This window comes from Enterobacter sp. NFIX58 (assembly GCF_900110475.1).
In the GTDB taxonomy this organism is placed as follows: Bacteria; Pseudomonadota; Gammaproteobacteria; order Enterobacterales; family Enterobacteriaceae; genus Enterobacter; species Enterobacter quasiroggenkampii.
Window position 1 is genome coordinate 341,499 of sequence record NZ_FODW01000002.1, and the last position, 24,787, is coordinate 366,285.

Sequence of the window (24,787 nt, forward strand, 5' to 3'; positions counted from 1 at the left end):
TCAACTCTTTGTATTAAGTGTAAAACAGTTGACTACTATCGCAGCGTTATACGGCGATAACAACCCATAAACGGCTCCGTTTCCCAGCAGAGTATGCTGAAATCCAGACCGTGCGACCGGTTTCTTATTCATATCATTGTAAAACACGTATCCGAACTCTGTATGACAAGGTTCGGCGAAACCACGAGAAAACTCTTGTATTAACAAGAGCGCCCTTGTTCAGTTTTCACAAAGCGTGACCGGCCCTGGAATCCTGAGAAGCGCCGAGATGGGTATAACATCGGCAGGTTTGCAGACTAGAAATGCGGGTTGCGGGAATCAAATGTGCGCCAGAACGGCTGCGCTGAATTAGCGGAAAACGATGGTTCATTATCTCGTATCACCTCCACGGCCGCCTCTGCTGAAACGGACCCCAAGCCAAAGCTAAAAGTTCACTGCTTTACCCGGCTGGAAGTGGCGACACGATGAGTTCATCGAGCGCTTATTTTATATGAGCCGCGCGCCGCGTTTTATACCGAGAAGGGGGCTAAAAAGCAAAACAAAAATGCGCGTGTTGCCAGCACCGTCAGGAATTTTTGCCAGCAGCAATTTCAACTGAGTGAGAGATGAGTCAAAAAAAACTGGAAATCGGGTGAAGAAGTGACCTAAAATAGCCATCCAGATGTTAATCCATCTATACTGATTAACACTCATACTGCCAGTGTCAAAAACCTGCAGGCCTTGGTAGAATTATCTCCTTTGGCTATTCCACACAGCAGCTTGAGCTAACCAAATTCCTCTTAGGTGAAATAAAACATGGCAAAACACCTGTTTACGTCCGAGTCCGTATCAGAAGGACATCCTGATAAAATTGCTGACCAAATTTCCGATGCGGTGCTGGATGCGATCCTCGCCCAGGATCCAAAAGCGCGCGTCGCGTGTGAAACCTATGTAAAAACCGGCATGGTTCTGGTTGGCGGTGAGATCACCACCAGCGCATGGGTTGATATCGAAGAGATCACGCGTAACACGGTGCGTGAGATCGGTTATGTGCATTCTGATATGGGCTTTGATGCCAACTCCTGCGCGGTACTGAGCGCGATTGGCAAACAGTCTCCAGACATCAACCAGGGCGTTGACCGTGCCGATCCGCTGGAACAGGGCGCGGGCGACCAGGGCCTGATGTTCGGCTATGCAACCAACGAAACCGACGTGCTGATGCCAGCGCCGGTCACCTACGCACACCGTCTGGTGCAGCGTCAGGCTGAAGTGCGTAAGAACGGCACCCTGCCGTGGCTGCGTCCGGATGCAAAAAGCCAGGTCACCTTCCAGTACGACGACGGTAAAATTGTCGGTATTGATGCGGTCGTTCTGTCCACCCAACATTCCGAAGAGATCGATCAGAAATCCCTGCAGGAAGCAGTGATGGAAGAGATCATCAAGCCGGTTCTGCCTACCGAATGGCTGAGCAGCGCCACCAAATTCTTCATCAACCCAACCGGACGCTTTGTGATCGGCGGCCCAATGGGTGACTGCGGTCTGACCGGTCGTAAAATTATCGTTGATACCTACGGCGGCATGGCACGTCACGGTGGCGGTGCATTCTCCGGTAAAGATCCATCAAAAGTGGACCGTTCTGCAGCGTACGCGGCACGTTATGTAGCGAAAAACATCGTTGCTGCCGGCCTGGCTGACCGCTGTGAGATTCAGGTTTCCTATGCTATCGGCGTGGCTGAACCCACCTCCATCATGGTGGAAACCTTCGGTACCGAGAAAGTGCCTTCAGAACAGCTGACCCTGCTGGTGCGCGAGTTCTTCGACCTGCGTCCATACGGCCTGATTCAGATGCTGGATCTGCTGCACCCAATCTACAAAGAAACCGCTGCATACGGTCACTTTGGTCGCGAACATTTCCCATGGGAAAAAACCGACAAAGCCGCGCTGCTGCGTGAAGCTGCCGGTCTGAAGTAATCGACTGACATCGCTTTTAAAAGGCCAGCCTTCGGGCTGGCCTTTTTTTTGTCGGGTGGCGGCTACGCCTTACCCGACCTACGGGGTACGGAGTTTTTATAGACCGGGTAAGGCGCAGCCGCCACCCGGCTGAAAGGCGCACCGTTTGGAACCGATTACACCGCAGCGGATGTCTTCCGCTTTCAGAATATTCTCTTTGCGTGATCGCCTTACTTCTGCTGTTACATTCCCTTTCAGTTAAGTCTGAAATGTGTCCTTTCGCGATGCGCATCACCTCATTTACCTCTATATTTTCAAAGCCTTAATTTTATTTACGGTTACACACGAGTGTAACCGATTACACCAATGTGATTAATCTCACATATTTTTACGGGTCGCTCACCTACCCTTAACATCAATAAAACTGATAACCCAACTGGAGGGCATAATGCCTGACAATAAAAAACAGGGGCGTACGTCCAACAAGGCGATGACATTCTTCGTCTGTTTCCTCGCCGCCCTGGCAGGATTACTTTTTGGCCTGGATATCGGCGTGATTGCCGGTGCATTACCTTTCATCACTGACGAGTTCCAGATCAGCGCTCACACCCAGGAGTGGGTGGTGAGCTCCATGATGTTTGGCGCAGCCGTCGGGGCCGTCGGCAGCGGCTGGCTCTCCTTCAAGCTCGGACGTAAAAAGAGCCTGATGATCGGCGCGATCCTGTTCGTTGCCGGCTCACTCTTCTCTGCCGCAGCGCCTAACGTTGAGGTCCTGCTGGTTTCCCGCGTGCTGCTCGGTCTGGCCGTGGGCGTGGCGTCCTATACCGCCCCGCTTTACCTGTCTGAAATTGCGCCGGAGAAAATCCGCGGCAGTATGATTTCGATGTACCAGCTTATGATCACCATCGGTATCCTGGGCGCGTACCTTTCCGATACGGCGTTTAGCTACAGCGGCGCATGGCGCTGGATGCTCGGCGTGATCATCATCCCTGCAGTTCTGCTGCTGATTGGTGTCTTCTTCCTGCCGGACAGCCCGCGCTGGTTTGCTGCAAAACGTCGCTTCCACGATGCCGAACGCGTGCTGATGCGCCTGCGCGATACCAGCGCAGAAGCGAAAAACGAGCTGGAAGAGATCCGCGAAAGCCTGAAGGTCAAACAGTCCGGCTGGGCGCTGTTTAAAGAGAACAGCAACTTCCGTCGTGCCGTTTTCCTCGGCGTACTGCTGCAGGTGATGCAGCAGTTCACGGGGATGAACGTCATCATGTACTACGCGCCCAAAATCTTTGAGCTGGCGGGTTATACCAACACCACCGAGCAGATGTGGGGGACCGTCATCGTGGGTCTGACCAACGTGCTGGCGACCTTTATCGCCATCGGTCTGGTGGACCGCTGGGGACGTAAGCCAACCCTGACGCTGGGCTTCCTGGTGATGGCGGCCGGTATGGGCGTCCTCGGTACCATGATGCATGTGGGCATTCACTCCCCAACCGCCCAGTACTTTGCGGTAGGCATGCTGCTGATGTTTATCGTCGGGTTTGCGATGAGCGCCGGTCCGCTGATCTGGGTGCTGTGCTCTGAGATCCAGCCGCTGAAAGGGCGTGATTTTGGTATCACCTGCTCTACCGCAACCAACTGGATTGCGAACATGATCGTCGGCGCAACGTTCCTGACCATGCTCAATACCCTGGGCAATGCGAACACCTTCTGGGTCTACGCCGGTCTGAACATCTTCTTTATTGTGCTGACCATCTGGCTGGTTCCAGAAACCAAACACGTGTCTCTGGAACATATTGAACGTAACCTGATGAAAGGTCGTCCTCTGCGCGAAATCGGCGCCCACGACTGATCCTCTTGCGGGAGGCGCCTCTTGCGCCTCCCCGCTTCGCGCTTTATGCTCTGCCCCTATGAAAGCACCCCGTCTCCCCATCGCCATTCAGCAGGCCGTTATGCGCAGCCTGCGGGAAAAACTCGCCCAGGCGAACCTGAAGCTCGGTCGCAACTACCCTGAACCCAAACTCGTCTACCAGCAGCGTGGTACCTCGGCGGGCACCGCCTGGCTTGAGTCGTATGAGATCCGCCTTAACCCGGTGCTGATGATGGAAAACCAGCAGGCGTTTATCGATGAGGTGGTACCGCACGAGCTGGCGCACCTGCTGGTGTGGAAACACTTTGGCCGCGTCGCGCCGCATGGAAAAGAGTGGAAGTGGATGATGGAGGCGGTGCTCGGCGTTCCGGCCCGCCGCACGCATCAGTTCGAGCTGGAATCGGTACGCCGCAATACCTTCCCCTACCGCTGTCAGTGCCAGCAGCACCAGCTTACCGTCCGCCGCCATAATCGCGTGGTGCGCGGCGAGGCGACCTACCGCTGCGTCAAATGTGGCGAGCCGCTGGTTGCGGAATAATTATCTGAACTTTCAGGAACTTTCCTGATCTGGCTGATTGCATACAGGAACAACATTCGTTACGTTGCGGGCTCGTTTTGACACGGAGTGTAAGATGTCCCGTAATTTTTCTCTTGCGGTCGCCTTTTTGACGACAGCGCTCTCAGGCCACGCCCTGGCCGACAGTATCAACAGTTTCTCTCAGGCCAAAGCGGCCGGTGTTAAGGTCAACGCCGACGTGCCAGGCGATTTCTACTGCGGCTGTAAAATTAACTGGCAGGGTAAAAAAGGGGTCGTTGACCTTGAATCCTGCGGCTACAAGGTGCGTAAAAACGAAAACCGCGCCAGCCGTATTGAATGGGAACATGTCGTTCCGGCATGGCAGTTTGGCCACCAGCGCCAGTGCTGGCAGGAAGGCGGACGTAAAAACTGTGCCAAAGACCCGGTTTACCGCCAGATGGAAAGCGATATGCATAACCTGCAGCCTGCGGTGGGCGAAGTGAACGGCGACCGGGGTAACTTCATGTACAGCCAGTGGAACGGTGGCGAAGGCCAGTACGGCCAGTGCGGAATGAAGATTGATTTTAAAGAGAAAGTCGCCGAGCCCCCTGCCCGCGCGCGCGGCAGCATTGCCCGCACCTATTTCTATATGCGCGACCGTTACGATCTCAACCTTTCCCGCCAGCAGACGCAGCTGTTCAACGCCTGGGACAAGCAGTACCCGGTGACGGAGTGGGAATGCCAGCGCGACGAACGTATCGCCAGAGTCCAGGGGAATCACAACCCTTATGTCCAGCGGGCTTGCCAGGCGCAAAAGAGCTAACCTACACTAGCGGCAATTCGCTTACATCGTATGAGACACGGAATTTCTGACTATGCGCATTCCCCGCATTTACCATCCTGAACTGATTACCGCAGGCCGCGAAATCGCCCTGTCTGATGACGCCGCCAACCACGTTGGCCGCGTGCTGCGCATGGGCGCCGGTCAGGCAATACAGCTGTTCGACGGATCCAACCAGGTTTTCGACGCCGAAATTACGCGGGCAGATAAAAAAAGCGTACACGTGAACGTCCTGCGCGGTGAAGTGGATGACCGGGAATCACCGCTGCACATCCATCTGGGCCAGGTGATGTCGCGCGGCGAGAAAATGGAGTTCACGATCCAGAAATCCATTGAACTGGGTGTAAGCCTCATTACGCCACTTTTTTCTGAGCGCTGTGGCGTTAAACTGGATGCGGAACGTCTGAACAAAAAGATCCAGCAGTGGCAGAAAATTGCCATCGCGGCTTGCGAACAGAGTGGCCGCAACCGGATTCCGGAGATCCGCCCGGCGATGGACCTGGAGGAGTGGTGTGCAGAAGAGGACAGTGGGCTGAAGCTCAATCTTCATCCGCGCGCCAGCGCCAGCATCAATACGCTGCCGCTGCCCGTTGAGCGCGTTCGCCTGCTGATTGGTCCCGAAGGCGGCCTGTCGGCGGACGAAATTGCGATGACGGCACGTTACCAGTTTACTGATATTCTGTTGGGACCACGCGTTCTGCGCACTGAGACAACGGCACTCACGGCCATTACCGCGCTACAGGTACGGTTTGGCGATCTGGGTTGACGCATTATTGGAGAGAAAGATGATCAAGCTCGGCATCGTGATGGACCCCATCGCAAACATCAACATCAAGAAAGATTCCAGCTTCGCCATGCTGCTGGAAGCGCAGCGTCGCGGCTATGAACTCCACTATATGGAGATGAACGATCTTTACCTGATCAACGGTGAAGCCCGCACCCGCACACGCATCGTTAACGTCGAGCAGAACTACGACAAATGGTATGAGTTCGGCACCGAGCAGGACATTGCGCTGGCCGATCTCAACGTCATCCTGATGCGTAAAGATCCGCCGTTCGACACCGAGTACATCTACTGCACCTATATTCTCGAACGTGCCGAAGAGAAGGGAACGCTGATCGTCAACAAGCCGCAGAGCCTGCGCGACTGTAACGAGAAGCTCTATACCGCCTGGTTCTCTGACCTGACGCCGGAAACCCTGGTGACCCGCAGCAAAGCCCAGCTAAAAGCATTCTGGCAGAAGCACGGCGACATCATCATGAAGCCGCTGGACGGCATGGGCGGCGCGTCGATTTTCCGCGTGAAAGAGAGCGATCCGAACATTGGCGTGATTGCCGAAACGCTGACCGAACTGGGGACGCGTTACTGCATGGCGCAGAACTATATTCCGGCGATCAAAGACGGCGACAAACGCGTTCTGGTGGTGGATGGCGAACCGGTCCCTTACTGCCTGGCGCGTATCCCGCAGGGTGGCGAAACCCGTGGTAACCTGGCGGCCGGTGGCCGTGGTGAGCCGCGTCCGTTGACCGAAAGCGACTGGGAAATTGCCCGCCGCGTTGGCCCTACGCTGAAAGCCAAAGGCCTGATCTTCGTCGGTCTGGATATCATCGGCGATCGTCTGACCGAAGTGAACGTCACCAGCCCGACCTGCATTCGTGAAATTGAGGCGGAATTCCCTGTCTCAATCACCGGCATGCTGATGGACGCTATCGAAAAACGTTTACAAAAATAACCTAACAATACTATTAGTGACAGCGCCTGAGTTTGTCCCCATACTGGGCGCTGTCGCTTTTTAAACCAGGAAACAGTACCTCTGACAATGAATTTACAGCATCACTTTCTTATTGCCATGCCTGCTCTCCAGGACCCGATTTTTCGCCGCGCCGTGGTTTATATTTGTGAATACAATGAAGACGGCGCGATGGGTATTATCATTAATAAACCGCTGGAAAATCTTCAGGTTGAAGGGATTCTGGACAAGCTGAAAATCCCGGCTGAAGCGCGACTGCCGGAAATCCGGCTTGATAAGCCCGTGATGCTGGGTGGACCTCTCGCAGAAGATCGCGGTTTTATCCTGCATACGCCGCCGGTATTCTCTTCCAGCATTCGCATCTCCGACAACACCGTTATCACGACCTCGCGTGACGTGCTCGAAACGCTGGGCACCGCAGAGCAGCCTTCTGAAGTGCTGGTGGCGCTGGGCTATTCGTCGTGGGAGAAAGGCCAGCTTGAGCAGGAGATCCTCGATAACGCCTGGCTCACCGCGCCTGCGGACATGAATATCCTGTTTAAAACGCCGATAGCCGATCGCTGGCGCGACGCGGCGAAACTGATTGGAATTGATATTCTGACCATGCCTGGCGTAGCGGGGCACGCCTGATGAGCGGAACGCTTCTGGCCTTCGATTTTGGTACCAAAAGCATCGGCGTCGCCGTGGGGCAGCGCATCACCGGTACCGCGCGCCCGCTTACGGCCCTGAAGGCCAACGACGGTACGCCGGACTGGAACCTCATTGAGCGCCTGCTCAAGGAGTGGCAGCCGGATGACGTGATTGTTGGGCTGCCGCTCAACATGGACGGTACCGAACAGCCGCTGACCGCCCGGGCGCGTAAGTTTGCCAATAAAATCCATGGCCGCTTTGGCGTCTCCGTGAAGCTGCACGATGAGCGTCTGAGCACCGTCGAAGCGCGCGCGGGTCTGTTTGAGCACGGCGGCTTCCGGGCGCTGAACAAAGGCAGCGTCGACTCCGCTTCAGCCGTCATCATCCTCGAAAGCTATTTCGAGCAGGGCTTTTAAGCACAGGGGCCTACAGCCGCCCCTGCGCCCGTCTCTCCGCCAGACTCTGGTCAAAGTTCTGCATGCCTGCCTGCTGACCAGTTTGAATGATGCCGGGAAGTTGCCACGTTTTCCCTTCACGAATGAGATTCGCCGCCGCGGCGGTATTCACCAGCAGTTCATACAGCGCGACGCGCCCGCCCTGAAGATCGGGAAGCAGTTTCTGCGCCAGCACCGCACGCAGGCTGCCGGCCAGCTGGTTACGCACCGGATCTTTCTCCTGCGCCGGGAACGTATCGACCAGCCGCTCGATCGCCTGCGATGCCCCGCGCGTATGCAGGGTCGCCAGCACCAGATGCCCGGTCTCTGCTGCCGTCAGCGCCAGGCGGATCGTTTCGCTGTCGCGCAGCTCCCCGAGCAGAATCACGTCAGGATCCTGGCGTAAGGCGCTGCGCAGCGCGTCGGCAAATGACGGGCTGTGTTGATCGATCTCCCGCTGCTGGATCAGGCAACGCTCGCTCTGGTAGATAAATTCCACCGGATCTTCGAGCGTGAGGATATGGCCGTCAGTATGGTGGTTGAGAAAATCAACCATCGCCGCCAGCGTCGTAGATTTACCGCTGCCGGTCGCCCCCGTCACCAGAATCAACCCGGACTCATTGGTTAACAGTTCCGGGATGGCCCTCGGCGCACCCAGTGAAGCGAGCTGCGGACAGGTACGCGGCAACAGCCGCAGCGTTACAGAGACACCGCGCATCTGCATAAAGGCACTGCCGCGCAGGCGCTGGCCTCCCGCCACCGTCGCGGCAAAATCCACCTGCCCGCTGGCCCACCATATCCCCTGCTGCTCATCGTTGAGCCACGCTTTTAACAACGCCCCGACATCGGGAGGAGGAAACGGTGCCGGTTCAAGGCGGCCTGTTCTGCGCCAGCGGGGTGGCGAATCACTGCACAGGTGTAGATCGGAGACGTTATGCTTTACACTAAGGGCCACAATTTCTTCCACATCCATAGACTACTCCTCGGAAAATGAACGACATTGCGCATAACCTGGCACAGGTCCGGGACAAAATCTCAGCCGCCGCAGCGCGTTGCGGCCGGGCTTCAGAAGAAATTACGCTGCTTGCAGTCAGCAAAACCAAGCCTGCGAGCGCCATCGCAGAAGCCATTGACGCAGGCCAGCGGGCATTTGGTGAAAACTACGTGCAGGAAGGCGTGGATAAAATTCGCTACTTCCAGGAACAGGGGAAGACGGATCTGCAGTGGCACTTTATTGGCCCACTGCAGTCGAACAAAAGCCGTCTGGTGGCAGAGCACTTCGACTGGTGTCACACCATTGACCGCCTGCGTATTGCGACGCGTCTGAACGACCAGCGTCCGGCAGAGATGCCAGCGCTTAACGTGCTGATTCAGGTCAACATCAGTGACGAAAACAGCAAGTCCGGCATTGCGCTGAGCGAGCTGGATGCGCTGGCAGCCGAAGTGGCCGAACTGCCGCGCTTAACCCTGCGCGGGCTGATGGCAATCCCGGCGCCTGAGTCAAGTTATGAAAGGCAGTTTGCCGTGGCACAGCAAATGGCTGTAGCATTTGAGGCGCTTAAAGCGCGCTATCACACGGTAGACACGCTTTCTCTGGGCATGTCGGATGATATGGAAGCCGCCATTGCGGCAGGCAGCACGATGGTGCGCATCGGCACGGCAATTTTCGGTGCGCGCGACTACTCAAAATAATAAGGAAACCTGAGGAACGCCATGAAGACGTTGACTTTCCTGCTCTCAACGGTCATTGAGCTGTACACGATGGCGCTTTTGCTGCGCGTCTGGATGCAGTGGGCCCGCTGTGATTTTTACAATCCGTTCTCGCAATTTGTCGTGAAAATCACGCAACCTGTTGTCGGACCGCTGCGCCGTATTATCCCGGCCATGGGTCCCATCGACAGCTCGTCTCTGCTGGTGGCGTTTATTCTGAGCGTTATCAAAGCGATCGTGCTGTTTATGGTCATCACCTTCCAGCCGATTATCTGGATTGCCGCCGTTCTGATTCTGATCAAAACCATCGGCCTGCTGATTTTCTGGGTGCTGCTGGTCATGGCGATCATGAGCTGGGTGAGCCAGGGCCGTAGCCCGGTAGAGTATGCCTTGATTCAGCTGGCCGAGCCGCTGCTGCGTCCAATCCGTAACCTGCTTCCGTCTATGGGCGGCATCGATTTTTCGCCGATGATCCTGGTTCTGCTGCTCTATGTGATCAACATGGGGATCGCTGAACTGCTGCAGTCCACGGGCGATATGCTGCTGCCGGGGCTGTGGATGGCGCTATGAGTGCAGTAAGCACCTGCGCTGACGGGCTGGTTTTACGGCTGTATATTCAGCCGAAAGCCAGCCGTGACAATATTGTTGGACTGCATGGCGACGAGTTAAAAGTCGCCATCACCGCCCCGCCGGTTGACGGCCAGGCGAACGCGCATCTGACCAAATATCTGGCAAAACAGTTTCGCGTCGCCAAAAGCCAGGTCATCATTGAAAAAGGCGAACTGGGGCGACATAAACAGGTAAAAATCCTTAATCCGCAATCTATCCCGACGGAAGTCGCGGCTCTGACAGAACAGGACTAAACCATGCAGAAAGTTGTTCTCGCGACCGGCAACGCCGGTAAAGTGCGCGAGCTGGCCTCGCTATTAAATGATTTTGGTCTGGACGTGGTCGCCCAGACCGATCTTGGCGTGGATTCCGCCGAAGAGACGGGGCTGACGTTTATCGAAAACGCGATCCTCAAAGCACGCCATGCCGCGCAGATTACGGGCCTGCCCGCGATTGCCGACGACTCCGGCCTGGCCGTAGACGCCCTTGGCGGCGCGCCGGGGATCTACTCCGCGCGCTATTCCGGCGTTGACGCTACCGACCAGCAGAATCTGGAAAAGCTGCTTGTCGCCCTGAAAGACGTCCCGGACGAGCAGCGCACCGCGCAGTTCCACTGCGTGCTGGTCTATCTGCGTCACGCGGAGGACCCGACGCCGATCGTCTGCCACGGCAGCTGGCCGGGCGTGATTACCCGTGAAGCGGCTGGCAACGGCGGCTTTGGCTACGACCCGATTTTCTTTGTCCCTTCCGAGGGCAAAACCGCTGCGGAACTGACCCGCGAAGAGAAAAGCGCGATTTCCCACCGTGGACGCGCGCTGAAACTGTTACTGGAAGCACTGCGTAATGGCTAATTTGCCGCCTCTGAGTCTTTATATTCACATCCCGTGGTGCGTGCAGAAATGCCCGTACTGCGATTTTAACTCGCACGCGCTGAAGGGCGAAGTGCCGCACGATGACTACGTGGCGCATCTGCTGGCCGACCTGGACGCCGATGTACCTTACGCACAGGGACGTGAAGTTAAGACCATTTTCATTGGTGGCGGTACGCCGAGCCTGCTGTCAGGCCCGGCGATGCAAACGCTGCTGGACGGCGTGCGTGCGCGCCTGAACCTGGCAGCGGATGCTGAAATTACGATGGAAGCCAACCCCGGCACCGTTGAGGCCGACCGTTTTGTCGACTATCAGCGCGCGGGCGTGAACCGCATCTCCATCGGCGTGCAGAGCTTTAGCGAGCCGAAACTGAAGCGCCTGGGGCGTATTCACGGCCCGGAAGAGGCGAAGCGCGCGGCAAACCTGGCGACTGGCCTTAATCTTCGCAGCTTTAACCTCGATTTGATGCACGGCCTGCCGGATCAGTCGCTGGACGAGGCGCTGGACGATTTGAGTCAGGCCATTGCGCTGAACCCGCCGCACCTGTCGTGGTACCAGCTCACCATCGAGCCCAACACCCTGTTTGGCTCGCGTCCGCCGGTGCTGCCGGATGACGACGCGCTATGGGATATCTTCGAGCAGGGTCACAGGCTTTTAACCGCTGCGGGCTATCAGCAGTACGAAACGTCGGCGTATGCGAAGCCGGGCTACCAGTGTCAGCACAACCTGAACTACTGGCGTTTTGGCGACTATCTCGGGATTGGCTGCGGCGCGCACGGTAAGGTGACTTTCCCGGACGGGCGCATTCTGCGCACCGCCAAAACCCGTCACCCGCGCGGGTATATGGAAGGCCGCTACCTGGAGCGTCAGCACGACGTCGAGGCGGCGGATAAACCGTTTGAGTTCTTTATGAACCGCTTCCGCCTGCTGGAAGCCGCGCCGCGCGCGGAGTTTGCGCTGTACACCGGGCTGCCGGAATCGGTGATTCGCCCGCAGATCGACGAGGCGCTGGCCCAGGGATATCTCACGGAATGTGATGATTACTGGCAGATCACCGAGCACGGCAAACTGTTCCTGAACTCCCTTCTTGAGCTGTTCCTCGCCGAAGATTCCTGAAGGCTGATTCAGGATTTTGCATCCCGTTCTGCCGGCTGAGGGAAAGGCTGGCAGAGTGTGGGGATGGAAATTACGCGTTCATATGCAAAACAGCTCAGACGCGAGCTGACAACGGAAGAAAGGCGGCTTTGGTATCTACTGCGCAGCCGCCGTTTCGAAAATTATAAATTTCGCCGACAGCATCCGGTAGGAAACTACATACTGGATTTCGCCTGCTGCGAAGCACGTCTGGCAGTTGAGCTGGATGGCGGACAGCATGATGAAAATCAGGAATACGATCATCAAAGGACGTTGTGGTTAAACCAAAAGGGCTGGCACGTTATTCGATTCTGGAACAACGAACTTTGGAATAATGAAGAGGCTGTGTTGGAAAAGATCCTTGAGACACTGCAAATGCTGCAACCCTCACCCCGGCCCTCTCCCTGAAAGGGAGAGGGAGCAAACCATCCCCTCGCCCCTTTGGGGAGAGGGTTAGGGTGAGGGGCCCAGCGCGAAGAGATCTTACTTCAGCGTCCCCACCAGCGCCTTCCGGCTGTCTTCCAGCGACACCACGCGTTTACACACGTCTTTGCCGAACTGCTGGAAATCATCTTCCTGGTTTTTCCACTCGTTCTGAATGGAGGTTTGCAGGCCGCCCAGACTGCCCAGCACGCCCTGCAGCGGGTTACCGCCGCCTTTCAGCACCGCTTTGGCACCCATCTCGTTGATGCTGTCCTGCAGGATGCCGCCCATCGCCTGGTTCACCAGCTGCTGCCCGTCGGCACGGACCTGATCAATCGCCTTGTAGTGGAACGTCAGGCCGTCGGAGCGCGTCTCGATAATCCGGTTCATCTGTTCTTTAAGCTGCTTGTCCAGCTTCGTCAGGCGGGTGCGCATGTTGCTGCTCTCCCCCACCTCTTTAGTGATGATCTTATCCAGCGCCACGCGGCTCTTTTCGACGCGCGTCAGGGCACCTTCATTAATCCACGGCAGCGCGGTACGCAATTCGGACTGGTAGTCTTTCGCCTGCTCGCGCTGTGCGGCAGTCAGGTTGTACTGCTTGCCGTTATAGGTGACGTTCCCTTCTGGCGTAATCACCAGATTGCCGTTCTCGCCTTTGACCTGCACGGTTTGCGGGCTTAACACCACGTCATCACGCGGGGTGACGCTACATTGATAATCCGCATGGGCGGTGAATCCGGTTGCCATCAAAGCAACTGCCAGCAACGTTTTGCGCATCTTAAACACTCCCTCAGACAAAACGGGCCAGCTAATGCTGGCCCCTTACTGCTTAATTAGTCCCACCAAACGTCGAAAAGTTCGCTGACGCGGACATCTTCGAGCTTGTGGTCTTCAAGCCATTTACGGACCAGAGCCTGATGTTCTTCGGTGCATTTACCCACTTCCTGGGTGCAGATCAGACCTTCCCAGGCCAGATAGCCGCTACCGTCGAAGGCCAGTTTGTTTGGCTCGATCACCTCGTTGATGAACGCATCCACGTCCTGATCGATCTGCTCAACGCTGGTGCCTTCCGGGAAACGCCACGCAACGGAGAAGCCCACTTCCTGGAATTCTTCGATGTGCATCTTTTTACGCAGACGACGGCTACGATTCTTTGCCATTATTTCACCCTCTCGAACATTAAGTCCCATACACCGTGACCAAGACGATGGCCACGCTGTTCAAATTTCGTTACCGGACGCGATTCCGGACGCGGTACATAGTCGTTGCTCGCAGACTGGTTTTTGTAACCGTCCAGCGACGACATCACTTCCAGCATATGTTCCGCATACGGTTCCCAGTCGGTCGCCATATGGAAGACACCGCCCAGCTTCAGCTTGCTTTTAACCAGCTCGGCAAACGGCGCCTGAACGATACGGCGTTTATTATGACGCGCTTTGTGCCACGGGTCAGGGAAAAAGAGCTGAACCATGGTTAAAGAATTGTCAGGAATCATTTTGTGCAGCACTTCCACCGCGTCGTGACACATCACGCGCAGGTTCTCAACGCCCTCTTCATGGGCCGTTGCCAGACACGCGCCGACGCCCGGGGAGTGGACTTCGATACCGAGGAAGTTCTGCTCCGGGCGCGCTTTCGCCATGGTCACCAGCGAGGCGCCCATACCGAAGCCAATTTCCAGCGTGATCGGTGCGTCGCGACCAAACAGCTCGCTGAAATCCAGAGGCTGCTCGCTGAACTCAACGCCCATCACCGGCCAGTAGTTGTCCAGCGCGTGTTGCTGACCTTTTGTCAGGCGGCCCTGACGACGGACAAAGCTGCGAATACGGCGCAGCGGGCGACCGTTTTCATCAAATTCCGGTGAAATGACGTCGTTTTTCATAAAAGAGTTGTCTGCTTGTGAGAATGTTCGGGAAACGGGCATTATCCAAAGTTAAGGCTTCTATGCAAGCATGGGAAAGATCCGGTTTACAGCAGATTGACGCTGTGCTGCAATCTGCGTCCCTGATTATGCGAATCGATGACCATGCAAGCCTCTCAATTTTCAGCCCAGGTGCTGGACTGGTACGACAAATACGGGCGTAAAACCCTGCCCTGGCAAATTGAAAAAACGCCTTACAAAGTATGGCTCTCCGAGGTGATGTTGCAACAAACGCAGGTCGCCACGGTAATCCCTTACTTCGAGCGTTTTATGGCGCGCTTCCCGACGGTGACCGATCTGGCCAACGCCCCGCTGGACGAAGTGCTGCACCTGTGGACCGGTCTTGGCTATTACGCCCGCGCGCGTAACCTTCACAAAGCCGCTCAGCAGGTTGCGACGCGCCACAACGGGAAATTCCCGGAAACCTTCGATGAAGTGGCCGATCTTCCCGGCGTGGGGCGCTCAACCGCAGGCGCTATTCTCTCTCTGTCTTTAGGCAAGCATTTCCCGATCCTCGACGGCAACGTAAAGCGCGTGCTGGCACGCTGCTATGCCGTTGACGGCTGGCCGGGGAAGAAGGACGTTGAAAAACGCCTGTGGGAAATCAGTGAAGCGGTTACCCCGGCCAACGGCGTCGAGCGCTTCAACCAGGCGATGATGGATCTTGGCGCCATGGTCTGCACGCGCTCAAAACCCAAATGCGAACTCTGCCCGGTGAGTAACCTCTGCGTGGCGTATGCCAACCATTCCTGGGCGCAGTATCCGGGCAAGAAACCCAAACAGACGCTGCCGGAGCGCACCGGCTACATGCTGCTGATGCAGCATGGTGACGAGGTCTTCCTGGCCCAGCGTCCGCCGAGCGGTCTATGGGGTGGTCTATACTGCTTCCCACAGTTTGAAGATGAAGACTTGCTGCGTGAATGGCTTAAACAGCGTGGGATTGCTGCCGATAACCTGACGCAGCTGACCGCGTTTCGCCACACCTTCAGCCATTTCCATCTGGATATTGTGCCGATGTGGCTTCCCGTGTCCTCCTTCGCCTCGTGCATGGATGAAGGCACCGCTCTCTGGTATAACTTAGCGCAACCGCCATCAGTCGGGCTGGCGGCTCCCGTGGAGCGCCTGTTACAGCAATTACGTGCCGGTGCAATGGTTTAGCATCGGTCAAAAAAGAGGAATGAGTATGGCCAGAACGATTTTTTGTACTTTCCTGCAGCGTGACGCTGAAGGCCAGGATTTCCAGCTTTATCCGGGCGAGCTGGGTAAACGCATCTACAATGAAATCTCCAAAGAAGCCTGGGGACAGTGGCAGAAAAAGCAGACCATGCTGATCAACGAGAAGAAACTCAGCATGATGAACCCGGAACACCGCAAGCTGCTGGAGCAGGAGATGGTGAGCTTCCTGTTCGAAGGTAAAGACGTGCACATCGAAGGCTATACGCCACCGGAAAAATAATATCGAGCGGCTGTTGCCGGGTGACGCTACGCTTACCCGGCCTACAAAACCGTAGGCCCGTGCAAGCATAGCGCCGCCGGGCAACAGCAACGACCAGGCAAACACAACACGCACTCCCGGAATGATGAAAAAACTTTTAGCGCTAGCCCTTGTTGCGCCGTTGCTGGTCTCGTGTTCGTCAAAAAAAGGCGATGATTACAACGAGGCCTGGATCAAGGACACCAACGGTTTTGACATTTTGATGGGGCAGTTTGCCCATAACATCGAGAATATATGGGGATTTAACGAAGTTCTTATTGCCGGACCTAAGGACTACGTTAAGTACACCGACGCCTATCTGACCCGTAGCCACATCAACTTTGATGAGGGGACGATCACGATTGAGACCATCGCAGGCACGGACCCTGCGGCACGACTCCGTCAGGCGATTATCAAAACCCTGCTGATGGGTGACGATCCGGGCTCTATCGATCTCTACTCCGATGCCGACGATATCACCATCTCGAAAGAGCCGTTCCTGTACGGTCAGGTTGTCGATCAGACCGGTCAGCCGATCCGCTGGGAAGGTCGCGCCACGAAATTTGCCGACTACCTGCTGCAGACGCGCCTGAAGAGCCGCTCTAACGGTCTGAAGATCATCTATAGCGTCACCATCAACCTCGTCCCGAACCACCTCGACAAGCGTGCGCATAAGTATCTGGGCATGGTGCGTCAGGCCTCGCGTAAGTACGGCGTGGATGAGTCGCTGATCCTGGCGATTATGCAGACCGAATCCTCGTTTAACCCGTATGCGGTAAGCCGTTCCGACGCCCTGGGGCTGATGCAGGTGGTACAGCACAGCGCCGGGAAAGACGTCTTCCGCGCGCAGGGGAAATCCGGCACGCCGAGCCGCAGCTATCTGTTCGACCCGCAGAGCAACATTGATACCGGTACCGCCTATCTGGCGATGCTGAATAATGTGTATCTCGGCGGTATCGATAACCCAACGTCGCGTCGCTATGCGGTGATCACCGCCTATAACGGCGGCGCGGGCAGCGTGCTGCGCGTCTTCTCGAATGACAAAGTGCAGGCCGCGAACATCATCAACAGCATGGCGCCGGGGGATGTCTACTCCACCCTCACCACCCGCCACCCGTCTGCGGAATCCCGCCGGTACCTGTATAAGGTGAATACGGCGCAGAAAAACTATCGTCGTCGATAATCAACACACCTTCTCCTGCAAGGAGAAGGTGTTCTGCTTCCCCCCACCCATACGAAAATGTTATTTGCATCACAATCCAAACTGCAAATTAATGTGGATTGCATTTTTTTGCGGGAGGTAACAAAACATATCGTTGCCAACTGATAGAATTGCATCAAATAACAACCCTGAATGTTCCTATAACAACATATCTCCCGCTCACTTGTGAGGAAAGTAACATGAACCTTAAGCTGCAGCTTAAAATATTGTCGTTTCTGCAGTTCTGCCTGTGGGGTAGCTGGCTGACTACACTCGGCTCCTATATGTTTGTGACGCTCAAGTTCGATGGTGCGTCAATCGGTGCCGTATACAGCTCGCTCGGTATTGCGGCGGTCTTCATGCCGACGCTGCTGGGGATCGTGGCGGATAAATGGCTAAGCGCCAAATGGCTGTACATGCTTTGCCATCTGGTGGGCGCGGGGACGCTGTTTATGGCAGCCCAGGTGACCACGCCGGGGGCAATGTTCATGGTGATCCTGCTTAACTCGCTGGCCTATATGCCAACGCTTGGGCTGATCAACACCATCTCCTATTACCGCCTGAAATCCGCGGATATGGATATCGTGACCGATTTCCCGCCAATCCGTATCTGGGGCACCATCGGCTTTATCATGGCGATGTGGGGCGTGAGCTTCGCGGGCTTCGAACTGAGCCATATGCAGCTCTATATCGGTGCAGCGCTCTCCGTGCTGCTGGCGATCTTCACCCTGACGCTGCCAACCATTCCGGTGTCTAACCAGCAGAAAAACCAGAGCTGGAGCACCATGCTCGGCCTGGATGCCTTCGCGCTGTTCAAAAACAAACGCATGGCGATCTTCTTTATATTCTCCATGCTGCTGGGCGCGGAGCTGCAGATCACCAACATGTTCGGCAACACCTTCCTGCACAGCTTCGATAACAACCCGCTGTTCTCCGGCAGCTTTATCGTTGAACATGCGTCGGTGATGATGTCCATCTCTCAGATCTCTGAGACGCTGTTCATCCTGACCATCCCGTTCTTCCTGAGCCGCTACGGCATCAAGAACGTCATGCTGATCAGTATCGCGGCGTGGATGTTGCGCTTCGGTCTGTTCGCCTACGGCGACCCAAGCCCGTTCGGCACCGTGCTGCTGGTGCTGTCGATGATTGTTTACGGCTGCGCCTTCGACTTCTTCAACATCTCCGGTTCGGTGTTTGTGGAAAAAGAAGTGAAGCCTGAAATCCGCGCCAGCGCGCAGGGTATGTTCCTGATGATGACCAACGGCTTCGGCTGTATTCTGGGCGGCGTGGTGAGCGGTAAAGTGGTTGAGATGTACACCACCAACGGCATCACCAACTGGCAGCCGGTGTGGCTGATCTTCGCGGCGTACTCGCTGGTGCTGTTCTTCGCGTTCATCGCGCTGTTCAAGTACAAGCACGTGCGTGAACCGCACGGTGCGCAGCCAATCGCGCATTGATTGTTGTGCCCGGTGGCGCTGCGCTTGCCGGGCCTACAAAACAAGACCGTAGGCCGGGTAAGGCGAAGCCGCCACCCGGCTATTTTATTCCAGACAGCACCCACCCCACCGACAGTAAATCCGCGCTGCCGCCCGGGCTTAGGTTCCGTTCAATCAGTGCGTTATCCATTCTGATCAACGCCTCGCGATCCCAGCCGTTAGCCAGCAGTTCCCGCGCGTAGCTCTGAACGTAGCGCAACCCTTCCATGCCGCCGCGAGATACCAGATTGCTGTCCTGATTGACGGCCATCAGGCGTAACAGCAGGCCGTGAAGTGAATGTCCATTCCACTGCGCCAGCGCCTTACGCACCGTCGCAAAGCCGCTCTCCGCCTCACCGCGCGCGCCGGTTAAGCCGTACTGCTGGAACTGTCGCTCGCCCGCCGTCGCCTGTCCGCTGCGTGCGGCCAGCTCCCGCGATACCAGCCCGCTGCAGATGTTACTCACCTCACAACAGAGGCTCTCTGCGGAGATATTTTTCACACGACCGGCGGCGAAGCACAGTAAACCCAGGGCAAAAATCCCGCCTTTGTGCGTGTTCACCCCGTTCGTCGCGGCATACATGGCCTGCTCGCAGGCCAGCCCCATAGGGCGGAGAAGGCGTAGCTGTTCGCCAGCGGGTTTATCCGCATGCGCGCTGCCCAGCTCGGCAAAGCGCGAAAACCACGGCGTAATTGCCACGATGCTGCGGACAAACAGCGCGTGGTCCATATCGCGATGGGAACCGTTGTTGAGCCTGTCCACCAGCCCCGGCTTGGGCGTCAGCTCCAGCTCCTGCCACAGCGCCGCTTCGGCAAGCGCGGGCACGTCAGCCCGGCGTGGTTTAGTCGCGAGCAAACCAGTCATCAATCGTCTTCTCCACGCGGGAAACCACCTGCTCAACGGGGTGGTTGCGCGAACGGGAACAGGCGTGGGCGGGCGCGTCGCAGATCAGGCAGCGCCTGAGATTCGCCCCCAGCGACTGACGCCCGACGTGGCCGTGCTGAGGACAGATCACGTCCAGATCCCACAGCCTGCCGAGCGGGTGCGTCTGCTCCAGTTCCGCACAGTGTGCTTTGATTTCTACCGCCGGATGGGCCACGCACCAGAGGGCTTCAGGTCCGGTCGGGAGCCACAGCACCTGACGGTCCAGCACCTGCCAGCGGTTTTCCCACAGCAGCTGGTCGCATATCTGCAGCGCCACGCCCATGGTATTGCGGTAGCGCAGGCTGTCCTTGATCTCCCCTGGCGTGACCAGCGTGAGGGAAATCACCGGTTGTTGATAGTGCTCAAGCATGTCAGCCTGGCGCGCTGCGCGGCGCTCTTTCGCCGCCAGCAGTTCGTCAAGGCTGACACCCGCCCGCACGGGTGTCGCTAAAGTCATACTTCCTCCTTCACCTGTCGCACGGTGTCGATCACGCTGCCGTCGCGGTAGCGGATCACCCCGACGATTTTGTCGGTAAACTCAATCGGTTTCGGGACGCCGGTCAGGGAGATCGCCCGCTCGTACAGCGCGTTGATATCCACCACCTTCAGCCCGGCTTCCAGCAGCCGCTCGCGGATTTCCGGGCGCGCCGGGTTGACCGCGATGCCGTGATCGGTAACCAGCACGTCGATGCTTTCGCCCGGCGTGAGGCGCGTGGTAACCCGCTTCACGACAGTCGGAATGCGGCTGCGCAGCAGAGGGGCAACGACGATGGTCAGGTTCGCCGCGGCGGCCACGTCGCAGTGCCCGCCGGACGCGCCGCGCATCACGCCGTCGGAGCCGGTGATGACGTTGACGTTGAACTCGACGTCGATTTCCAGGGCGCTGAGGATCACCACGTCGAGCTGGTCGCAGCTTGCCGCCTTGCTGCCTGGGTTGGCGTAGACGTTAGTGGAGATCTCCACGTGGTTCGGGTTACGCGCCAGCGAGGCCGCCGCCTGACCGTCAAAGCACTGGGTATCGAGCAGCTTTTCGATGAGCCCCTTCTCGTGCAGATCCACCAGGCTGCCGGTGATGCCGCCGAGAGCAAAGCGCGCCTTCACGCCGCTGCGCTCCATCTTCTCTTCCATAAAGCGGGTGCAGGCCGTGGCCGCCGCGCCGGAGCCGGTCTGCATCGAGAAGCCCGGCTTGAAGTAGCCGGAATGCTCGATCACGTCCGCCGCATAGCGGGCAATCATCAGCTCGCGCGGGTTGCTGGTGACGCGCGCTGCGCCGACGCTGATTTTCGCCGGGTCGCCTACGCTCTCCACCTGCACGATGTAGTCCACCTGGTCCTGCACCAGGCTGGCGGGCATATTGGGGAACGGCACCAGCTCTTCGGTCAGCAGCACCACCTTGCGGGCAAAGTGCGCGTCCACCATGGCGTACCCCAGCGAGCCGCAGCACGATTTGCCGTGCGTGCCGTTGGCGTTGCCAAACTCATCGCTGCACGGCACGCCGAGAAACGCCACGTCGATATTCAGCTCGCCGTCCTGGAGCAGCTTCACGCGACCGCCGTGGGAGTGGATTTGCACCGGCTCGTCCATCAGCCCGTGGGAGATGGCGTCCGCCAGCCTGCCGCGCATGCCCGAGGTGTAGATCCGGGTGATGACGCCGCTTTCGATATGCTCGATCAGCGCGTCGTTGCAGGTCATCAGCGAGCTGGAGGCCAGCGTCAGGTTTTTGAAGCCCATCCGCGCCAGCAGCGCCACGACGGTGTTGATCACCCGGTCGCCTTCGCGAAACGCATGGTGGAAGGAGATGGTCATCCCGTCCTGCAGGCCGCAGCGCTTAACCGCCTCTTCAACAGAGGCGCAGAGCTTGCGGCTGTGCTTCGCATCGCTGTCCGCCAGCCACGGCGTGGTGCTGTGGGCGGTATCAAAGGGTTTTAAGTCCCGCAGATGGGGAAAATTCACATGAAGAAGTTCTGTCTGATTCATTGTCTTATCCTTACCGACGCACGCCGGAGGCCGCCGCGCGCTCCAGCACCACCTGCGCGTGGTTAATAATCGGTGCATCCACCATTTTGCCGTTAAGCGACACCACGCCCAGACCGTTACGCTCGCCCTCTTCTGCCGCCTCAATCACCCTTCTGGCGTGATCCACCTCTTCCTGCGTCGGGGCGTAGGCGTTGTGCAGCAGGTCAATCTGGCGCGGGTTAATCAGCGATTTGCCGTTGAAGCCCATCTTGCGGATCAAATCGACCTCGCGCAGGAACCCGGCCTCGTCGTTAACGTCTGACCACACCACGTCGAAGGCGTCGATACCCGCCGCGCGGGCGGCGTGCAGCACGGCGCAGCGGGCGTAGAACAGCTCGGTGCCGTCGCCGCGCTCGGTCTGCATGTCCATCACGTAGTCAAAGGCGGCCAGCGCAATGCCGATGAGGCGCGGAGAGCTGCGGGCAATCGCCACGGCGTTGATGACGCCAATAGCCGACTCAATCGCCGCCATCACGCGGGTGGAGCCGATCTCGCGGCCGCACGCCTGCTCGATGCGCTCGAGGTGGCCCTCCAGCTCGTAGATGTCGTCCGGGGTATCGGTTTTCGGCAGACGAATCACATCCACGCCTGCCCGCACGGCGGCTTCCAGATCCAGCAGGCCAAACGGCGTGCTCAGCGGGTTAATGCGCACCACGGTTTCGATATCCTGATACATCGGATGCTGCAGCGCGTGGAACACCAGCATGCGCGCGGTATCCTTCTCGCGCAGGGCAACGGCGTCCTCCAGGTCAAACATGATGGAGTCGGGACGGTAGATAAAGGCGGTGGAGAGCATGGCGGCGTTAGCGCCCGGCAGGAACAGCATGCTGCGGCGGAGTTTGCTCATTTCAGCGCCCCCCAGTTGATGGCCTGTTCATCGGCGGCACGCATCAGCGCGCTTTGCAGACGGGCGCGAATCACACAGTCCAGCGCCCCTTTGTCTTCAATAATGATTAATCCCTGGTGCACGTTCATGGCGCGCAATGTGTCGTTGACCACCTGGCGAATGTGCTCGCCAAACTGCTTAATCACTTCGCTGTGGATGACGATCTCCAGCTCGCCGTGAGCAGGAGCGATTTTCACCATCAGGTCGCTGGACTCCTGCGTTCCGGCCAGCGCCTCCCTTACAATTTTCATGATAAATTCCTGGTAGTTAAGCGACTTCCGCACTCGCACGGTAATGCGTTTCGAGATGCGCGAAGGTGGAGTCCGGGACAATCTCCCGGATCCGGGAAAACTGCTGTGTCTTCAGTAATCGGCGCACTTCGGACGCCGATATGGCGTTGCCGGTGGCCTTGATGCGCGGCATTTCCACCACCTCGATATGCGAGGCCAGCAGGTCGTGCAGCGTCTGGTTGTACTGACGGGTGATATCGCAGAACGGCTCCGAGCCGATGAAGCGGTGCGTAATGCCGAGCGCCGGGGCGATAAAGTCCCGGAAGATCAGCACGTCGATCTCGCTCCACGCCTGCTGCACTTTGCCGGTCTCCTTCAGGAAGTAGGCCGGAAACGTGGCGCGAGAGATGATGTACTGCGAGCCTTCATGCACCACCACGTTCGGCAGATGCGCCACGCCCGCGCGCACCATCTCGAGCCGCGCGCTGAACGGGAAGAACGAGGCGTCTTCACGCACCACGAACAGGTGCAGGGCGTCGCACTGCGTCGCCGCCTGCTCCACCAGATGGCGGTGGCCGAGGGTGAACGGATTGGCGTTCATCACGATGGCGCCAATCTTCTCCCCGCACTTGCGGTTCGCGCGCAGAGAACGGCAGTAGCGCGCGATCCCCTGCGGGGTGTTCTCCATCAGCACGGCGTTGTTCCCGCTCTGGGCAATCGGCCAGAAGCCGCTGCGGGCAAAACGCTCCCGGTTGCACGGACGGGTGCAGAGGAAGAGGTGAAAATGGCCGCGCTCCAGCGCCGCATGTTCCACCTCTGCCAGCAGCCGCGCGCTGAGGTTCTCGCCGCGAAGCTGCTCGTTAACCGCCACGCACTTGATGACGTTGGCGGCAAGCCCTGCGCAACCCACCAGCTGCGAGCCGGACCAGGCTTCGACGAACAGCGTGATGTCGTTGTCCAGGCCAAGGCCGCTGTCTGCCAGCAGATAACGGATCTGACTTAAGCGTTCCGGATGTTTCGCCACCAGCGTGTGGCGAAAATCGATGGGTTGACTGTTCATGCCGCCTTACTTAGTGAGCTGCCGCAAGCCCGACGGCTGGCGCTTCCACGATCACGTTGCTCAGATGACCGATATGCTCGATCTCCACCTCAATGCGATCGCCCTCTTTCATAAACAGCGGCGGGTTACGCTTTTTACCCACCCCGCCCGGGGATCCGGTGATGATCACATCGCCAGGACTTAAGCGGGTGAAGGTGCTGATGTACTCGATCAGCTCCGCAACCTTGTGGATCATGCTGCTGGTGTTGTCTTCCTGCACCATGCGGCCGTTCAGCCAGGTGCGAATCGCCAGTTGGTGCGGATCGGGGATCTCATCCGCCGTCGCCATCCACGGACCAAACGCGCCGGTCTGACGCCAGTTTTTACCAGCGGTGAACCAGGTGTGCTGCCAGTCGCGGGCGGAGCCGTCCATGTAGCAGCTGTAGCCAGCGACGTGGCGCAGGGCGTCGTCGCGGCTGATGTTCTCCCCGCCTTTACCGATGATCACCGCCAGCTCGCCTTCGTAGTCGAATTCGCTGGAGTGGCGCGGCTTCAGCACCGGCTCGTTGTGGCCGGTCTGTGAATCCGGGAAGCGGACAAACAGCGTCGGGGCCGGGTTGTGCTGGTCAAACTCCTTGCGCTTGTCGGCGTAGTTCATGCCCACGCAGAGGATTTTTTCCGGCTGCTCAATCACCGGTAAGAAGGTGATGGCGCTCATCGGCACGTCCACGGCATCGTTCAGGTAGCGGGTGGCCTGCGCCAGCCCGTTGCCCTGCAGCAGCGCCTTGAGGTCGCTGTAGCGGTCGCCCAGACGGCGGCCTAAATCAATCACGCCGTCGGCCTGCACGATGCCGTAGCTGCGTTTTCCCTGGTATAAAAAGCTTGCGAGTTTCATTGTTCTTTCCTGAAAA

At 57.7% G+C, this 24,787-nt stretch carries 31 protein-coding genes and 1 pseudogene; 18 read left to right on the forward strand and 14 right to left on the reverse strand.

The window, feature by feature from the left end; translation table 11 throughout:
• The 3 genes and pseudogenes from yqgB to BMW97_RS24110 form a co-directional block, all read right to left on the reverse strand.
• Nucleotides 1–132, reverse strand: a complete 132-nt coding sequence (gene yqgB / locus BMW97_RS11220) for an acid stress response protein YqgB (protein WP_127312443.1) — start codon at nt 130–132, stop codon at nt 1–3.
• Nucleotides 133–226: 94 nt separating this feature from the next.
• Nucleotides 227–316 (reverse strand): annotated as a pseudogene (locus tag BMW97_RS24380) (hypothetical protein); the annotation flags it as partial.
• A 170-nt stretch (nt 317–486) separates the two neighbouring features.
• On the reverse strand, nt 487–657 hold the full coding sequence (locus BMW97_RS24110) for a hypothetical protein (RefSeq protein ID WP_045335271.1): 171 nt from the start codon (nt 655–657) through the stop codon (nt 487–489).
• A gap of 138 nt (nt 658–795) precedes the next feature.
• On the opposite strand from BMW97_RS24110, the gene metK reads away from it, so the two are divergent.
• The 8 genes from metK to ruvX all read left to right on the forward strand — a co-directional run bounded on the left by metK (nt 796) and on the right by ruvX (nt 7,948).
• Complete coding sequence (gene metK / locus BMW97_RS11230; protein ID WP_014885184.1) at nt 796–1,950, forward strand: methionine adenosyltransferase; 1,155 nt, start codon at nt 796–798, stop codon at nt 1,948–1,950.
• Nucleotides 1,951–2,377: 427 nt separating this feature from the next.
• Nucleotides 2,378–3,775 (forward strand): galactose/proton symporter, encoded by a 1,398-nt coding sequence (gene galP, locus BMW97_RS11235; RefSeq protein ID WP_008499747.1) that lies wholly within the window; start codon nt 2,378–2,380, stop codon nt 3,773–3,775.
• Between the two features lie 58 nt (nt 3,776–3,833).
• A complete protein-coding gene (locus tag BMW97_RS11240; RefSeq protein ID WP_021242073.1) occupies nt 3,834–4,331 on the forward strand; it encodes a SprT family zinc-dependent metalloprotease in 498 nt (165 codons plus the stop codon).
• A 94-nt stretch (nt 4,332–4,425) separates the two neighbouring features.
• The gene (gene endA, locus BMW97_RS11245; RefSeq protein ID WP_090392766.1) at nt 4,426–5,133 is read left to right on the forward strand and encodes a deoxyribonuclease I; all 708 of its coding nucleotides are present in this window, start codon (nt 4,426–4,428) and stop codon (nt 5,131–5,133) included.
• Between the two features lie 52 nt (nt 5,134–5,185).
• Entirely contained in the window at nt 5,186–5,917 is a 732-nt protein-coding gene (gene rsmE, locus BMW97_RS11250) for a 16S rRNA (uracil(1498)-N(3))-methyltransferase (protein WP_021242075.1), read from the forward strand.
• A 19-nt stretch (nt 5,918–5,936) separates the two neighbouring features.
• Nucleotides 5,937–6,884, forward strand: a complete 948-nt coding sequence (gene gshB / locus BMW97_RS11255; protein ID WP_045909930.1) for a glutathione synthase — start codon at nt 5,937–5,939, stop codon at nt 6,882–6,884.
• Nucleotides 6,885–6,971: 87 nt separating this feature from the next.
• On the forward strand, nt 6,972–7,532 hold the full coding sequence (locus BMW97_RS11260; RefSeq protein WP_008499752.1) for a YqgE/AlgH family protein: 561 nt from the start codon (nt 6,972–6,974) through the stop codon (nt 7,530–7,532).
• On the forward strand, nt 7,532–7,948 hold the full coding sequence (gene ruvX, locus BMW97_RS11265) for a Holliday junction resolvase RuvX (protein ID WP_021242076.1): 417 nt from the start codon (nt 7,532–7,534) through the stop codon (nt 7,946–7,948). The genes BMW97_RS11260 and ruvX overlap by 1 nt, the downstream gene beginning before the upstream one ends.
• A 10-nt stretch (nt 7,949–7,958) precedes the next feature.
• Here ruvX and BMW97_RS11270 read toward each other — a convergent pair whose 3' ends face one another.
• Nucleotides 7,959–8,939, reverse strand: coding sequence for a type IV pilus twitching motility protein PilT (locus tag BMW97_RS11270; protein ID WP_045909931.1), 981 nt, complete (start codon nt 8,937–8,939; stop codon nt 7,959–7,961).
• A gap of 17 nt (nt 8,940–8,956) precedes the next feature.
• Between BMW97_RS11270 and BMW97_RS11275 the strand changes: the two genes are divergently transcribed.
• From BMW97_RS11275 to BMW97_RS11300, 6 genes are all read left to right on the forward strand, one after another.
• Entirely contained in the window at nt 8,957–9,658 is a 702-nt protein-coding gene (locus tag BMW97_RS11275) for a YggS family pyridoxal phosphate-dependent enzyme (RefSeq protein WP_045909932.1), read from the forward strand.
• A gap of 21 nt (nt 9,659–9,679) precedes the next feature.
• Entirely contained in the window at nt 9,680–10,246 is a 567-nt protein-coding gene (locus BMW97_RS11280; RefSeq protein ID WP_045909933.1) for a YggT family protein, read from the forward strand.
• Entirely contained in the window at nt 10,243–10,539 is a 297-nt protein-coding gene (gene yggU, locus BMW97_RS11285) for a DUF167 family protein YggU (protein WP_045909934.1), read from the forward strand. Before BMW97_RS11280 ends, yggU begins: the two co-directional genes overlap by 4 nt.
• Before the next feature lie 3 nt (nt 10,540–10,542).
• The gene (locus tag BMW97_RS11290; RefSeq protein WP_025912468.1) at nt 10,543–11,136 is read left to right on the forward strand and encodes an XTP/dITP diphosphatase; all 594 of its coding nucleotides are present in this window, start codon (nt 10,543–10,545) and stop codon (nt 11,134–11,136) included.
• Nucleotides 11,129–12,271 carry a radical SAM family heme chaperone HemW gene (gene hemW, locus BMW97_RS11295; RefSeq protein WP_045909935.1) on the forward strand — a complete coding sequence of 381 codons (1,143 nt, stop codon included), beginning with the start codon at nt 11,129–11,131 and terminating at the stop codon, nt 12,269–12,271. Before BMW97_RS11290 ends, hemW begins: the two co-directional genes overlap by 8 nt.
• Nucleotides 12,272–12,334: 63 nt before the next feature.
• Nucleotides 12,335–12,697: an endonuclease domain-containing protein gene (locus BMW97_RS11300; RefSeq protein ID WP_071949300.1), complete on the forward strand. Its 363-nt coding sequence runs from the start codon at nt 12,335–12,337 to the stop codon at nt 12,695–12,697.
• 75 nt (nt 12,698–12,772) lie between these two features.
• Here BMW97_RS11300 and BMW97_RS11305 read toward each other — a convergent pair whose 3' ends face one another.
• The 3 genes from BMW97_RS11305 to trmB are packed head-to-tail and all read right to left on the reverse strand — an operon-like array spanning nt 12,773 to nt 14,591.
• A complete protein-coding gene (locus tag BMW97_RS11305; protein ID WP_008499762.1) occupies nt 12,773–13,489 on the reverse strand; it encodes a YggN family protein in 717 nt (238 codons plus the stop codon).
• Between the two features lie 56 nt (nt 13,490–13,545).
• Nucleotides 13,546–13,872: a YggL family protein gene (locus BMW97_RS11310; RefSeq protein ID WP_003862421.1), complete on the reverse strand. Its 327-nt coding sequence runs from the start codon at nt 13,870–13,872 to the stop codon at nt 13,546–13,548.
• Complete coding sequence (gene trmB, locus BMW97_RS11315; RefSeq protein ID WP_045909936.1) at nt 13,872–14,591, reverse strand: tRNA (guanosine(46)-N7)-methyltransferase TrmB; 720 nt, start codon at nt 14,589–14,591, stop codon at nt 13,872–13,874. The genes BMW97_RS11310 and trmB overlap by 1 nt, the downstream gene beginning before the upstream one ends.
• Before the next feature lie 144 nt (nt 14,592–14,735).
• Here trmB and mutY point away from each other — a divergent pair, with 144 nt between their 5' ends.
• The 4 genes from mutY to BMW97_RS11335 all read left to right on the forward strand — a co-directional run bounded on the left by mutY (nt 14,736) and on the right by BMW97_RS11335 (nt 18,762).
• Nucleotides 14,736–15,788, forward strand: coding sequence for an A/G-specific adenine glycosylase (gene mutY, locus BMW97_RS11320; RefSeq protein WP_175430174.1), 1,053 nt, complete (start codon nt 14,736–14,738; stop codon nt 15,786–15,788).
• Nucleotides 15,789–15,813: 25 nt separating this feature from the next.
• Complete coding sequence (locus BMW97_RS11325; RefSeq protein ID WP_008499765.1) at nt 15,814–16,086, forward strand: oxidative damage protection protein; 273 nt, start codon at nt 15,814–15,816, stop codon at nt 16,084–16,086.
• 124 nt (nt 16,087–16,210) lie between these two features.
• Entirely contained in the window at nt 16,211–17,287 is a 1,077-nt protein-coding gene (mltC, locus tag BMW97_RS11330; RefSeq protein ID WP_014885201.1) for a membrane-bound lytic murein transglycosylase MltC, read from the forward strand.
• A 218-nt stretch (nt 17,288–17,505) separates the two neighbouring features.
• Nucleotides 17,506–18,762: a nucleoside permease gene (locus BMW97_RS11335; protein WP_008499767.1), complete on the forward strand. Its 1,257-nt coding sequence runs from the start codon at nt 17,506–17,508 to the stop codon at nt 18,760–18,762.
• 79 nt (nt 18,763–18,841) lie between these two features.
• On the opposite strand, the gene citG is transcribed toward BMW97_RS11335, so the two are convergent.
• The 7 genes from citG to BMW97_RS11370 are packed head-to-tail and all read right to left on the reverse strand — an operon-like array spanning nt 18,842 to nt 24,771.
• Nucleotides 18,842–19,645, reverse strand: a complete 804-nt coding sequence (gene citG / locus BMW97_RS11340) for a triphosphoribosyl-dephospho-CoA synthase CitG (RefSeq protein WP_045909938.1) — start codon at nt 19,643–19,645, stop codon at nt 18,842–18,844.
• On the reverse strand, nt 19,623–20,162 hold the full coding sequence (citX, locus tag BMW97_RS11345) for a citrate lyase holo-[acyl-carrier protein] synthase (RefSeq protein ID WP_045909939.1): 540 nt from the start codon (nt 20,160–20,162) through the stop codon (nt 19,623–19,625). Before citX ends, citG begins: the two co-directional genes overlap by 23 nt.
• Entirely contained in the window at nt 20,159–21,682 is a 1,524-nt protein-coding gene (gene citF, locus BMW97_RS11350) for a citrate lyase subunit alpha (protein ID WP_045909940.1), read from the reverse strand. Before citF ends, citX begins: the two co-directional genes overlap by 4 nt.
• A gap of 10 nt (nt 21,683–21,692) precedes the next feature.
• The gene (gene citE / locus BMW97_RS11355; protein ID WP_023344877.1) at nt 21,693–22,568 is read right to left on the reverse strand and encodes a citrate (pro-3S)-lyase subunit beta; all 876 of its coding nucleotides are present in this window, start codon (nt 22,566–22,568) and stop codon (nt 21,693–21,695) included.
• Nucleotides 22,565–22,858, reverse strand: coding sequence for a citrate lyase acyl carrier protein (citD, locus tag BMW97_RS11360; protein ID WP_021242087.1), 294 nt, complete (start codon nt 22,856–22,858; stop codon nt 22,565–22,567). The genes citE and citD overlap by 4 nt, the downstream gene beginning before the upstream one ends.
• 16 nt (nt 22,859–22,874) lie before the next feature.
• A complete protein-coding gene (gene citC / locus BMW97_RS11365; RefSeq protein WP_045909941.1) occupies nt 22,875–23,897 on the reverse strand; it encodes a [citrate (pro-3S)-lyase] ligase in 1,023 nt (340 codons plus the stop codon).
• A gap of 10 nt (nt 23,898–23,907) precedes the next feature.
• Entirely contained in the window at nt 23,908–24,771 is an 864-nt protein-coding gene (locus BMW97_RS11370; RefSeq protein WP_045134818.1) for a fumarylacetoacetate hydrolase family protein, read from the reverse strand.
• Nucleotides 24,772–24,787 lie beyond the last annotated feature (16 nt).